Genomic DNA, 12246 nt, shown 5'->3' with positions numbered 1-12246 from the left:
ACAAATCGTATCAAGCTCGAGTGTGCTTACACCAGCTTTAATATGCGGCTTGATCATATCTAGAACTTCAGCCGCCAGTCGTCCTGCAATGCGCATTTTTTCAATTTCATCTGGAGTTTTGATTAATCGACGTGGAGCTGTATAAGTACTGTTCATGATCTCTAAAAACTTTTGGTAATTTACAAGCGTCTATGGTATAAATAGCCGCCCATTTTATCAAATGCTTTTCGTGAATATCTTTTACGAAGAATTTTGATAGATGGAGTAAAAATCCGCACATATATCGTCACATTACTCTGGGTGCCCGTAAAAAGGTGGAGAATGCGGATATATGGAGGCCTAACCCAACTTTTAAGGTAAAGAAAATGGCAGATTACAACGTAAGCATGCGCGACCTTCTTCAAGCAGGTGCGCACTTTGGTCACCAAACTCGTTTCTGGAACCCAAAAATGCGTCAATACATTTTTGGCGCGCGCAACAAAATTCACATCATTAACCTTGAGCACACTGTTCCTGCGTTAAATGATGCTTTGAACTTCGCTAACCAATTAGCAAGCAAAAAGAACAAAGTTTTGTTCGTTGGTACAAAACGTGCTGCTTCTAACATCATCCGTGAACAAGCTCAACGCGCTGGTCAACCATACGTAGATCACCGTTGGTTAGGTGGTATGTTGACGAACTGGAAAACACTTCGCCAATCTATCAACCGTTTAAAAGATCTTCAAACTCAATCTCAAGACGGTACTTTTGCTAAGCTTACTAAACGTGAAGCTTTAGAACGTACTCGTGAGATGGAAAAACTTGAGCGCTCTTTAGGCGGCGTTAAAAACATGGGTGGTTTACCTGACGCATTATTTGTAATCGACGTTGATCACGAAGCGATTGCAATCAAAGAAGCGAAAAACTTAGGTATTCCTGTTATCGGTATCGTTGATACAAACTCTAACCCAGACAACGTAGATTACGTTATTCCTGGTAACGACGATGCGATCCGTGCAGTAACTTTATATGCTTCAGCTATGGCTGATGCAATTCTTGCTGGTAAAGAATACGCTCAATCTCAAGCGAACGCTCAAGCAAAAGGCGATGACGCTGCGAAAGACGCTTCTGAGGCTTAATGCGTTTTGACGCAGGCTTGTCATTTTTGCGACATGTAATGGTGGCAAATTAAGCGTCGAGAGTGCAAACGGCCCAGAGTTTCTTTGGGCCGTTTTTGTTGAACAGATTTATTTTCTACCGATTTTAGGAGATCAACATGACTGCAATTACTGCAAGCATGGTAAAAGAATTACGTGACCGTACTGGTCTTGCAATGATGGAATGCAAAAAAGCATTAACAGAAGCGAACGGTGACATCGAACTTGCTATTGATAACCTTCGTAAATCTGGTCAAGCTAAAGCTGCTAAAAAAGCTGGCAACATTGCTGCTGACGGTGCAATCACTATCGTTCAAGACGGTAATAAAGCGATCTTAGTTGAAGTAAACTGTCAAACTGACTTCGTTGCTAAAGACGAAAACTTCTCTAACTTTGCACACACAGTTGCTGCTGCTGCATTAGCTGCTGGCGAAACTGATGCTGCTAAAATTGCTGAATTAAAATTAGCTGATGGCCAATCAGTTGAAGAAGCTCGTATCGCGCTTGTTCAAAAAATCGGTGAAAACATCCAAGTTCGTCGTGCGAAAATCGTTGAAGGCGAACAATTGGCTATCTATAAACACGGTTTAAAAATCGGTGTTGTAGTTTCTTATACTGGTGATGCTGACACTGGTAAAGGTATTGCAATGCACGTTGCTGCATTCAACCCAGTAGCAGTAAATGCTGAAGCTGTTCCAGCTGACCTTATCGCTAAAGAGAAAGAAATTGCTGAAGCGAAAGCGTTAGAATCTGGTAAACCAGCGAACATCGTTGAGAAAATGGTAACTGGTTCTGTTGAGAAATACTTAAACGAAGTTGCTCTTGACCGTCAAATGTACGTTATCGACAACGAGAAAAAAGTTGCTGACGTATTAAAAGCGACTGGTACAAATGTTGCTAACTTCGTACGTTTCGAAGTTGGTGAAGGTATCGAGAAAAAAGCTGAACTTAGCTTTGCTGAAGAAGTTGCTGCTGCTCAAGCTGCTGCGAAGTAATTCGTATCTTCAAAAAAAGCCCCCTATGGGGCTTTTTTTATCTCTGTTGAAAACGGAATCTAAAGATGACAAATAAAAAGAATCTAGGTATTGGTGGCATAATTGTTTTATTGATTGCTGCATATTTGGGTCTGGACTTATCTGGGCATAAAAACAATCCGACACCATCAAGCATACCTGCGAATCAGCGTACTGAAACGACGCTTTCAAATGATGGAGTAGATACCATAAAGGCTGCTTATGAACGTAGACAAAGTAACGTTCAAGTGCAGGGTAGTGGTCGAGTAAAAGCAATCTTAAGAGAAGATAATGATGGGTCGAGACACCAGAAATTTATTTTGGTATTAAAAAATGGTCTTTCAATTTTAGTAGCACATAATATTGATTTAGCACCAAAAATTGAAGATTTAAGAAAGGGTGATATTGTCGAATTTAACGGGGAATATGAATATAACGAAAAAGGTGGAGTATTACATTGGACGCATCATGATCCACAGAACCGTCATGAAAATGGTTGGCTGAAACATAATGGTCGTATTTATCAATAGAAAATAGGGTATTCATTTCCGCATAACAGCAATTTTGTTCTATGCATCTTTTTAAAACATGCTATGTTTTTTTTGTAGATAAATAGATGAGATGTATATATGCACCGGGAACAGGCTGACTACTTGCATTTGCGAGAGTTGGGCGGTTTAGAATTATTAAAAGCACATTATCACCAAACACAATTTTCAAAGCATACTCATGAAGGATATTGTATTGGTGTCATTGAAGAGGGTGCACAGTCTTTTTTTAGGACGGGTCAACTACATGTTGCTCCTAAAGGTGACATTATTTTAGTTAATGCAGATGAAATTCACACAGGCTCATCTGCTGTTGAATCGGGCTGGCGTTACCGTGCAATCTATCCTACGCCCGAAATGCTTGCTGAAGTAAGCCAAGATTTTTTTGAGCAAGGCCATGGGGCACCTTGGTTTCCGCAAGCTGTAATTCAGGACTTGGGATTATCTCAACAATTGTGTTTATTATTTGATTTATTAGAACAAAAAGACAATTTTTTGCTTAAAGAAACCATGTATTTATCAACATTAGCATGCTTAATGGTACGTCATGGTAAGTCAAGACACACCTTTTGCGAGTTACCAGAAGCTTATTCAAAAGTATTAAAAGTTAAAGATTTGTTAGCTGATATGCCTGAAAAGAATTTTTCTTTGCAGGAATTGGCTGATATGGTCGGATTAAGTGCATGGCATTTTTTAAGACAATTTAAAAAACATGTAGGTTTACCGCCTCATGCATGGTTAGTACAGGCGCGTTTGCAAAAAGCGAGACAATTATTAAAACAAGGCGTTCAAATTGTAATGGTTGCACAGCAATGTGGTTTTTCTGATCAAAGCCATTTTAATCGTCATTTTAAAAAGGCGATGGGTGTTACACCAACCCAATATGTGGCGAGTCTTAATCTTTAAAATTTATTTGCAGTGCTAACCGCAATTTTGTTCAAGAGAAGCTGAGCTAAATACCAGAAAATCTATAAATAATAACTGTTATAGATGTCTAGGGATGAATACTCATTTAAATCAATCTATTAGATTTTCTAAAAGCCGACCACCGCATCTTTTTTTACGAGGGGCGATAGATATATTGCCACTATCTATTTCGGTTATACCATGGGCTATTTTAGCTGGATCAATGGCAATTCATGCGGGTTTATCATTTTATAAAGCACTAGCGATGTCAGGAATTGTGTTTGCTGGCGCTGCGCAATTAGTAAGTTTAAGCATGGTGATGGAAGGTGCATCGTTATTAACCAACTATGTCACTATTTTCTTTCTTACTGCTCAACATTTTATTTATGCTTTAACTTTAAGAAATGACGTTTCTATTTTACCTCTCTCAAAAAGACTAACTTTAGGGTTTCTGCTTACCGACGAATTATTTGCAGTAAGTGTTCCTAATGAGAAAAAACATCCTCAATACTTATTCGGAGCAGGTCTTTGCTTTTATTTATTTTGGGTGGTTTTTAGTTTAGTTGGTATTTTATTAGCAACGGCGCTACCTAACTTATTAAATTATCATTTGGATTTTTCCATTATTGCTATTTTTGTTGCCATGATTGTTCCTATGTGTAAGGGGAAGCCTGTAATGGCAGGCATTTTAATGACTTGTGTCAGTGGTTTTGTACTTAAGTATTTTCATATAGAAGGAGCCATTCTAATTTCTGGTTTATTGGGGATGTTTATTGCGGTAATAGTCGAAAATAAAATGGGAGAAAAATAAAATGTCATGGCTCATGATTTTAGGACTGGCAGCTATCGTATTTTTTAATCGTTATTATTTTTTGGAACCAAATGTAAAAGTTAAATTACCAGTACTTATGAATAAAATGTTGAATTATTCAGCTCCTTGTTTATTAAGTGCTATTTGTATTCCAGTAATTTTTTTTGAAAATAATGAATTAAGAGGATTTTTAGATAATCCTTACTTATACGCAACGATATTTTGTACTGTCGTGGCTTTCTATTTTAAAAAAGTGTTACCGAGCGTTCTGCTGAGCCTGGCATTTTTTTATTTTATAAATTTTCTAATAAATCATTAAGTTAAAGCTGAATCTTTTTAGGATTCAGCTTCTTAAAAATTTATTGAGCAATCAGTTTCTTCTGACGGCTTTTCCAATGAGGTAATATCTTTGCAAGATAAGCATCCATACACCAGACTGGACCAATCAAGAGAAATTGCAAATCTTTAAAGAAAGAAGGTTTTTTTCCTTCAACTTTATGTCCATAAAATTGTCCAATCCAGGCAAACACAAAAAGAGCAATATAAAATCCTACACCTACTGGCAGAACATAAATAAGCCATGCCATCACAACAAGTAGAGCAGCCATTGCTACTGCAAGTACAAGATCAAGCCGAGCATAAAAAATGAGGGTCAGTACTACGAGTAAAGCGGTGAGTAGGGCACTAAAGTGAGCAATAATTCCAATAATCGAAAATAAAATAGCTGGAACACATACCCAGTGAATTTTTTTATTTATCGGGTTTTGATGACTTTCACTATATTCATCAAACCATTCACCGATAGATTTCATAGACCTTGTTCTCCTTGTCTAATTTTGAGTCATTCTTTTTCTGTTTATATTTTATCCTCTCGTTATCGGGAGAGACAAGACAAGTTGTATATCGACATGTTTGTTAAATCAAGTAAGCCTAAAATTTAAAGTTTATTCACTTCGGCACAAAAATGAAAAACAGCACTGAAGAAAGGGGAGGATGAGCTCAAAAATTTCAGGTTATTTATTTGTGATTTTGAGAGAGTCGAATCCTCAAAAAAATCTCATTTTCATGAAGAATGGGAAAATAATAGAAAAATACTCAACTCATCTTATCTTAAAACGCGTTAAACAACTCTTTTTAGACTAAAGTGGTACTGGGGTAGCGGAATTATTTTAAAATGGCTGTAATCGAAAAATATGCGCAAAAATCGATAAAGAATAAATCAGTGTGTTTTTGGATTAAAAAATAATCATTTTTGTAATGAAAAAACGAATCTAGACACAAAATTTTTATAGGTTTTTTTTGCTCTTTTTATATTAAAAAAGCCACAACTTAACTGGTGGCTTTTTCATGAACTCGAGGAGTAATCGCTTATGAAGTAGGACCGTCTACACGCTCAATACTTACTTTAGCAGTACCAGCATTGGTAATACCAAGGCGTTTAGCTGCACCGTATGATAAATCAAGCACACGATTACCATGGAAAGGACCACGATCGTTTACTTTTACCACTACGCTTTTGCCATTGTCTTTGTTGGTGACACGGATATAACAGTTAAGCGGTAAGCTACGGTGAGCAGCAGTAAGTGCATTCATATCGAATGTTTCACCACTTGCAGTTTTACGGCCATGAAATTGACGACCATACCACGATGCCATGCCAGTTTGGCTAAACTTACGAACAGTATTTGAAGCTACTGTGTTAAGTTTTTCAATCACTGAAGGCTCATCTTCAGGGATTTCAATTTTAGCTGCGATAGCTTGACGACGGATTTGATCGCCAGAACGTTCAGTGATTGAAAGACTGTTAATGTTAGAGAAGCGAGAATTAAAGTTTTGAGTATCTTTACTCAACACACGAGCAGCTAAATTTGCATTTGGACCATCTACATCGCTATTTAATGATGATGATTGCATCATTTCAGCGTGCAGTGGGGCCATGCTTAAACTAGCCGTCAGTGCAAGAATGTATTTCAGCGATAACTGCATTTATATAAACTCCTGAGAACATGCACTTTTTCATTTAGCCAAAGAGCTAAAAATTGAAGTGAACATGCCTAATTATTCACTTTTGCAATTGCTTGATTGGGGTGGATAATATTCATCGCTTACGGAGAGTGTCTAGTCTTTAACGAGAAATAGTTACAAAAAGGGCAAAAACTTACAGTTTTAGGTTAAAAAATAACCAAATATGTAACAAGGTATTTAAAATGTATGTATTGTGATCGATTTAACAAAAATATTTATTGACTTTTACATAAACTCATCAAAAAGCTAGCCTATCGGCTAGCTACTTCTGTACCTAACAACCATACGGCAGTCGCATACATTCGGCTTTTGTTATAAGTCGTAATTACTTGAAAGTTCGGATAGGTTAAATAGTAAATTGGACCGTTATAGTCTTGTAATTGAATAACATTTACCATATCTAAGTCATCAATTTTGACTAACGGATTTAAAGGAGAAATCCCTTGATTTTTTAGTGCACCATACGGAGTGGGCTGGGTCAAATCTTTAGCAATGATACTTTCCGGATTTGAACCTGTGTAACGAGCCATAAAACCAATAGGTTGATCGCGTTGCCAGCCTTGTTTTGCTAAGTAATTTGCGATTGAACCAATCGCATCTTCTGCAGAGTTTCGTAGGTCGATATGACCATTACCATCAAAGTCGACCCCGTACTTACTAATGTTGCTTGGCATAAACTGCGGGAAGCCAATGGCACCAGCATAAGAACCTACAATACTATTGGTTGGATAACCTTCTTTGTAAGTCCATGCAATGAGAGCAGCTAACTCATCGCCAAAATATTCAGCACGGCGTGGGTAGCCAAAAGCTAACGTTGCAAGTGCATCACGAGTAATAAACGAGCCTTTATTGGCTCCATAACCTGTTTCAACACCTAAAATGCCTATAATAACCGCTTGAGAGACACCAAATTGTTGTTCAGCACGATTGAGAGCATCGGCATATTGGTTTTTAAAGCGGACACCACGTTGAATAGTACCTTCGACTAAAAACATAGAGCGATAGTCGTACCAAGGCTTACTTTCACCAGGGCGAGTCATAATATTTATAATGTTTGGTAAATTTTTTGCACCATTCATAGCGGCGTCAACCTGTTCACCGCTTAAGCCATAAGTGCTCATGGCTTTTTGTTTAAAATTTAAATAGTTAGGATGAGTTACAAAATCATTGGCCTGAGCAAAATGACTTGTGCTAATAAGGCCAGTACACAAGGCAAGCACTTTTAAAGTTTTATTAACAAATTGAGACAACATATCTTTTTTAAATTCCAGATTATCGATGTGTATGAATAGACATGACTAAACCAAAAGTGGCCATTAAAGTAATAATAGCGGTACCGCCATAACTCATAAAAGGTAAGGGAACACCCACTACAGGTAAAATACCACTGACCATTCCTGCGTTTACAAATACATAAACAAAAAAAGACAAACCAAACGCGCCCGCCACTAATCGGCCATAATTATGAAAGCTTTGTAAACCGATTTGAAATGTTCTAAAAATAATGGCCGAATAAAGAATTACTAATATAAGTACACCAATTAAACCGAATTCTTCTGAGTAAGCAGCAATAATAAAGTCAGTATGGCCTTCTGGTAAGAAGTGTAAATGTGATTGAGTACCTTCGAGGAAACCTTTACCTGAGAACCCACCAGAACCGATTGCTGTTTTGGACTGAATAATGTTCCAGCCTGTTCCTAAAGCATCCGCTTCTGGGTCAAGCAATGTTAATACCCGTTGACGTTGATAGTCGTGTAAAAGGAATTCCCATGCAATTGGAATCACAATAGCTGCACAAGCTGCTGCTGCACCGATCATGCGCCAAGATAGCCCACTCAAGAACAGTACAAAAATCCCACTTGCTAATACTAATAGTGATGTTCCTAGGTCAGGCTGTTCTGCAATAAGTAAAAATGGAACACCAATTAACATTAAAGACAAAATAACCTGCGAGAAGCTAGGAGGAAGAGGTTTACGAGCTAAAAACCATGCAACCATCATTGGCATGCCAATTTTCATAAATTCGCTGGGTTGAACACTCCCGAACCCCGGAATATCGATCCAGCGCTGCGCACCCATGCGAACTTCGCCAAAAACCATAACGCCAATTAAGGAAAACAGGCCAAATAAATAAAAATAAGGTGAAAAAGCTTGATAAACCTTGGGTGGAATTTGCGCTAGGCTAATCATGACCAGAAAGCCGATCCCAAAGCTCATGGCCTGTTTACTGACGAGTCCCACATCTTGTGCAGATGCACTATAAAGTACCGTTAAACCTAACAATGCATTTAGGAATAAAAATAGGCATAACCAAGGGTCAATATGAAGCTGCTGCCAGCGCGAAGGTTGCATGGCAGTACTAAGGCCATCTCGAGGAGCTTGGCGTAAAAATTTATATTGTGGACTAGGAGACATGCGGCTTTAACTAAAGGTCAATCAGTGCTTGGCGCATGCTAACATAAACCTGATTTATGACAATGTATATCAATATTTTGCAATAAAAAAACCTGGCTCTCACCAGGTTTCCGATAGACTATTTTTTATTAGTTAAAGAATAGTCCATCATGATATTCAGCCATCGCTTTTAGTTCAGTGCGATTTAAACTTGGAATGAGTTTGTCAATCGCAATATGAACTGCTTTAGTTACAGCAGCAGCGCCAATATCGGCTGCTTTACGCTTAATCATGCCTAAATCTAATGTTTTATTAAAGTCAGACATAAAATGTCTCACCATAGCATCACCGAACTGTTTATATAGTTCTGCTAATGCTGCTTTATTAATGTCATTACCCGCTTGAAGCTCGGCAAAATTATGCTTCAAGTTGGTGACTAGGCCAGCATCTAAAGCTACGCCAACTTTATATTGGCCTTGCGGATCTTTAAATAAGCTTTTCTCTGAAAACTCAACTGACTGTTTAACCACATCGTTTGGCGCTTTGCTGAGTAATTGCTTTAAAAGCACGGCAACTGTTGATTTGACATAACCAGCTAGTTTTTCGGCAGTATCTCTTTTTTCACTCGCTGGGAAATGTTGTACTAACTGAGTAAGTACATTTTCAATAATTTCTTCATTGAGTTGTAAAGCGATTTTGTCTCGAAGTGGATATAACGGTTCACTAGAATTTTTATTCGCAATTCCAGTCTGTATATCGTTCAATAAGCCTTCAGAAGGGGTAAAACCAAAAAACGGCATGGTGTATCCTCAAATTATTCGTTTTATTGTCGTGCCAATCGAATCGGTTTTGGCATCCATGTAAGATCCGATACTCGGCAAGGATTGATATCAAGTCCACCGCGGCGAGTATAAGTTGCATAAACCATCAGCTTTTCAGGTTGCAAATTTTGCCAAATATCGGCAAAGATTTGTTCGACACATTGTTCGTGGAAACCGTTATGCTGACGGTACGAAATAATATAGGCTAAAAGACTACGATAACAAGGTTTTTTGCCCTTAAAACGAATAAAAACTGTCCCCCAATCCGGCTGGCCCGTGACTGGACAGTTACTTCTCAAAAGATGAGAATACAGTTCAACTTCGATTTCTTCACCTGACTCATCAAGTTTTAAGAGAGTAGCATCAGGATGTTGTTCTAAACGCTCTGGCATAAGATCATCAATACAGATCCCTTGAGGTTTAGAAATCTCTAAATCATCTACTTGAAATAGGGTTAATTCAACTTTTGCACCAGCCGCAGCAGATAGATCTTTTTCAACTGTTTCAATGAATGACTGTGTAGAGTCAAACTGAGTGAAGTTAAGACTATTGAAATAAAGTTTTAATGACTTTGATTCAATCAAATTCGGTGAACAAGCTGGCAGTGTAATTCTGCCGATAGCAACCTGTGGAATACCGTGAGCATTTAACCAAGAAATTTCGAAAACGTGCCACCAATCTTTACCTTGGGTTATACCTTGGATATGAGCATATTTTTCACGAGATTGAGCACGTGCAATTGGAAATAATACATCGGGTTGATAGCTAGTTGGATATTGGGTTTCTTTACCCAATAAAGACTGTTCGACACTCATTCACGCATTCCTGAACCACGAGCAAGTAAATAATAAGCAATTCCGTAAAGTACAGCACAGCATAATGTCACAATGATTAAAGAGAACGAAACGTTCACGTCACTATGACCTAAAATGCCGAAACGGAAAGCATTTACCATATAAACAATAGGATTAATTAAAGAAAGTTTTTGCCAAAAAGGACCAAGTGCACTAATGGCATAAAACACACCACCTAAATAGGTAAGTGGAGTAAGTACAAATGTTGGAATAATAGAAATATCATCAAATGATTTTGCGTAGACTGCATTAATAAAACCGCCTAAAGAAAATAAAACGGATGTAATTAATACTGTATATATAGTTACGAACCAGTTATGGATAAAAAGATCAGTAAAAAACATACTCATCGCGGTAACGATTGCACCAACCAAGACACCTCGACAAATACCACCAATAACATAGCCCCACAAAATAATATGCAGAGGTACAGGGCTCATAATCAGCTCTTCAATGCTTTTTTGAAATTTCACACTAAAGAAACTCGATGATACATTGGCATAACTGTTGGTAATGACAGCCATCATGATGAGGCCAGGTACAATAAATTGCATGTAACTTACGCCACCCATTTCACCAATACGTGAGCCAACTAAATTACCGAAAATGACAAAGTACAAACTCATGGTAATTGCAGGTGGTAATAAGGTTTGTGGCCAAATGCGTAGAAATCGGCGTACTTCTTTACGAACTAGAGTCCAGAGGGCAATTTGCAGTTGGTTAAAGTTCATTTTGCCGCTCCTTCAAGATTTTTCTCGACCATTTTGACAAATAGCTCTTCAAGACGATTCGATTTATTTCGCATGCTGCGAACACGAATACCTTGTGACTCTAAAAGTTGGAATAAATCATTTAATGTATGTGCTTTATCCATTGTTACTTCTAAAGTACTACTATCAATTAAGTTGAACTTCACACCAATAATATTGAGCTGGAGTGGGGCAATAGGTTCAGCCAAATCAAAAATAAAAGACTCTTCACTCAGCTGGTTTAAGAAACTTTTCATGCTGGTATCTTCTTTAATGACACCACGGTCAATGATGGCAATTTGACGACACAACATTTCTGCTTCGAGATAATGTGTCGTTAAAATAATAGAAGTACCGTTTTCGTTCATTTCAGTCAGAAAATCCCACATAGAACGGCGTAACTCAATATCTACACCTGCAGTAGGCTCATCTAAAATAAGAAGTTTAGGCTCATGCATCATGGCACGGGCAATCATAAGACGGCGTTTCATACCACCTGACAGCATACGTGCTTGTATATTACGTTTTTCCCATAAGCCCAGTTTTTCTAAATAATGTTCTGCGCGCTTTTCTGCAATCTTTCTATGGATACCGTAATAACCAGCTTGCGTTACTAAAATATCAAATGCTTTTTCAAACTGCCCAAAGTTAAATTCCTGAGGGACAACGCCAAGCTGCTGTTTTGCTAAGGATGGATGAGTGTCGAGATTATGTCCGAAAATCTCAACTGTTCCTGAGGTCTTTTTCGTGAGGGAGCTGATAATACCAATGGTTGTTGATTTGCCGGCGCCATTTGGACCTAACAACGCATAAAATTCACCTTCAGGCACAGTGAGGTTAATACCTTTTAACGCCTGAAAACCATTACGATATGTTTTGGACAAATCTCTTAAAACCAAAGCATCAGTCATGAAATTCTCACATTATGAAAGAGGGGTATATTTTGAGCGATAATGATTAATAAACCAAGTAAAATAGTCGGAATTTTA

At 37.9% G+C, this 12246-nt stretch carries 14 protein-coding genes and 1 pseudogene; 6 read left to right on the top strand and 9 right to left on the bottom strand.

The window, feature by feature from the left end:
* Positions 1-156 (bottom strand): annotated as a pseudogene (locus C1642_RS03295) (type I methionyl aminopeptidase); the annotation flags it as partial.
* A gap of 209 nt (positions 157-365) precedes the next feature.
* Here C1642_RS03295 and rpsB point away from each other — a divergent pair.
* The 6 genes from rpsB to C1642_RS03265 all read left to right on the top strand — a co-directional run bounded on the left by rpsB (position 366) and on the right by C1642_RS03265 (position 4733).
* Positions 366-1118, top strand: coding sequence for a 30S ribosomal protein S2 (rpsB, locus tag C1642_RS03290; RefSeq protein ID WP_001982118.1), 753 nt, complete (start codon positions 366-368; stop codon positions 1116-1118).
* Between the two features lie 137 nt (positions 1119-1255).
* Positions 1256-2131, top strand: coding sequence for a translation elongation factor Ts (gene tsf, locus C1642_RS03285; protein ID WP_000125378.1), 876 nt, complete (start codon positions 1256-1258; stop codon positions 2129-2131).
* Positions 2132-2196: 65 nt separating this feature from the next.
* Positions 2197-2679 carry a DUF3465 domain-containing protein gene (locus tag C1642_RS03280; RefSeq protein ID WP_000182508.1) on the top strand — a complete coding sequence of 161 codons (483 nt, stop codon included), beginning with the start codon at positions 2197-2199 and terminating at the stop codon, positions 2677-2679.
* Positions 2680-2778: 99 nt separating this feature from the next.
* On the top strand, positions 2779-3603 hold the full coding sequence (locus tag C1642_RS03275; RefSeq protein WP_000554500.1) for a helix-turn-helix transcriptional regulator: 825 nt from the start codon (positions 2779-2781) through the stop codon (positions 3601-3603).
* A gap of 94 nt (positions 3604-3697) precedes the next feature.
* The gene (locus C1642_RS03270; RefSeq protein ID WP_103235899.1) at positions 3698-4414 is read left to right on the top strand and encodes an AzlC family ABC transporter permease; all 717 of its coding nucleotides are present in this window, start codon (positions 3698-3700) and stop codon (positions 4412-4414) included.
* A 1-nt stretch (position 4415) separates the two neighbouring features.
* The gene (locus C1642_RS03265; protein WP_000118659.1) at positions 4416-4733 is read left to right on the top strand and encodes an AzlD domain-containing protein; all 318 of its coding nucleotides are present in this window, start codon (positions 4416-4418) and stop codon (positions 4731-4733) included.
* 40 nt (positions 4734-4773) lie between these two features.
* On the opposite strand, the gene C1642_RS03260 is transcribed toward C1642_RS03265, so the two are convergent.
* The 8 genes from C1642_RS03260 to C1642_RS03225 all read right to left on the bottom strand — a co-directional run bounded on the left by C1642_RS03260 (position 4774) and on the right by C1642_RS03225 (position 12168).
* Complete coding sequence (locus tag C1642_RS03260) at positions 4774-5226, bottom strand: DUF962 domain-containing protein (protein ID WP_000835608.1); 453 nt, start codon at positions 5224-5226, stop codon at positions 4774-4776.
* A 556-nt stretch (positions 5227-5782) separates the two neighbouring features.
* Positions 5783-6400 (bottom strand): septal ring lytic transglycosylase RlpA family protein, encoded by a 618-nt coding sequence (locus C1642_RS03255; RefSeq protein WP_001177236.1) that lies wholly within the window; start codon positions 6398-6400, stop codon positions 5783-5785.
* Between the two features lie 290 nt (positions 6401-6690).
* Positions 6691-7692 carry a lytic murein transglycosylase B gene (mltB, locus tag C1642_RS03250; protein WP_103235898.1) on the bottom strand — a complete coding sequence of 334 codons (1002 nt, stop codon included), beginning with the start codon at positions 7690-7692 and terminating at the stop codon, positions 6691-6693.
* Between the two features lie 19 nt (positions 7693-7711).
* Positions 7712-8854, bottom strand: a complete 1143-nt coding sequence (gene rodA / locus C1642_RS03245; protein ID WP_000075224.1) for a rod shape-determining protein RodA — start codon at positions 8852-8854, stop codon at positions 7712-7714.
* A gap of 128 nt (positions 8855-8982) precedes the next feature.
* Complete coding sequence (locus C1642_RS03240; RefSeq protein WP_001115740.1) at positions 8983-9633, bottom strand: hypothetical protein; 651 nt, start codon at positions 9631-9633, stop codon at positions 8983-8985.
* Positions 9634-9656: 23 nt separating this feature from the next.
* The gene (gene queF / locus C1642_RS03235; RefSeq protein WP_103235897.1) at positions 9657-10469 is read right to left on the bottom strand and encodes an NADPH-dependent 7-cyano-7-deazaguanine reductase QueF; all 813 of its coding nucleotides are present in this window, start codon (positions 10467-10469) and stop codon (positions 9657-9659) included.
* Positions 10466-11239, bottom strand: coding sequence for an ABC transporter permease (locus tag C1642_RS03230; protein ID WP_001010536.1), 774 nt, complete (start codon positions 11237-11239; stop codon positions 10466-10468). The genes queF and C1642_RS03230 overlap by 4 nt, the downstream gene beginning before the upstream one ends.
* Positions 11236-12168, bottom strand: coding sequence for an ABC transporter ATP-binding protein (locus tag C1642_RS03225; RefSeq protein ID WP_103235896.1), 933 nt, complete (start codon positions 12166-12168; stop codon positions 11236-11238). Before C1642_RS03225 ends, C1642_RS03230 begins: the two co-directional genes overlap by 4 nt.
* Positions 12169-12246 lie beyond the last annotated feature (78 nt).

It is taken from the genome of Acinetobacter sp. AKBS16 (assembly GCF_002899995.1).
In the GTDB taxonomy this organism is placed as follows: Bacteria; Pseudomonadota; Gammaproteobacteria; order Pseudomonadales; family Moraxellaceae; genus Acinetobacter; species Acinetobacter baumannii.
Note: the sequence above shows the minus strand (reverse complement) of the source record. Positions and strands in the feature narration are given on the sequence as shown.

Coding starts and splice junctions, on each gene's coding strand:
- C1642_RS03225 (WP_103235896.1), bottom strand. CDS start 12,168: ATGACTGATGCTTTGGTTTTAAGAGATTTGTCCAAAACATATCGTAAT.
- queF (WP_103235897.1), bottom strand. CDS start 10,469: ATGAGTGTCGAACAGTCTTTATTGGGTAAAGAAACCCAATATCCAACT.
- rpsB (WP_001982118.1), top strand. CDS start 366: ATGGCAGATTACAACGTAAGCATGCGCGACCTTCTTCAAGCAGGTGCG.
- C1642_RS03280 (WP_000182508.1), top strand. CDS start 2,197: ATGACAAATAAAAAGAATCTAGGTATTGGTGGCATAATTGTTTTATTG.
- C1642_RS03240 (WP_001115740.1), bottom strand. CDS start 9,633: ATGCCGTTTTTTGGTTTTACCCCTTCTGAAGGCTTATTGAACGATATA.
- C1642_RS03230 (WP_001010536.1), bottom strand. CDS start 11,239: ATGAACTTTAACCAACTGCAAATTGCCCTCTGGACTCTAGTTCGTAAA.
- C1642_RS03255 (WP_001177236.1), bottom strand. CDS start 6,400: ATGCAGTTATCGCTGAAATACATTCTTGCACTGACGGCTAGTTTAAGC.
- tsf (WP_000125378.1), top strand. CDS start 1,256: ATGACTGCAATTACTGCAAGCATGGTAAAAGAATTACGTGACCGTACT.
- rodA (WP_000075224.1), bottom strand. CDS start 8,854: ATGTCTCCTAGTCCACAATATAAATTTTTACGCCAAGCTCCTCGAGAT.
- mltB (WP_103235898.1), bottom strand. CDS start 7,692: ATGTTGTCTCAATTTGTTAATAAAACTTTAAAAGTGCTTGCCTTGTGT.
- C1642_RS03265 (WP_000118659.1), top strand. CDS start 4,416: ATGTCATGGCTCATGATTTTAGGACTGGCAGCTATCGTATTTTTTAAT.
- C1642_RS03260 (WP_000835608.1), bottom strand. CDS start 5,226: ATGAAATCTATCGGTGAATGGTTTGATGAATATAGTGAAAGTCATCAA.
- C1642_RS03275 (WP_000554500.1), top strand. CDS start 2,779: ATGCACCGGGAACAGGCTGACTACTTGCATTTGCGAGAGTTGGGCGGT.
- C1642_RS03270 (WP_103235899.1), top strand. CDS start 3,698: ATGAATACTCATTTAAATCAATCTATTAGATTTTCTAAAAGCCGACCA.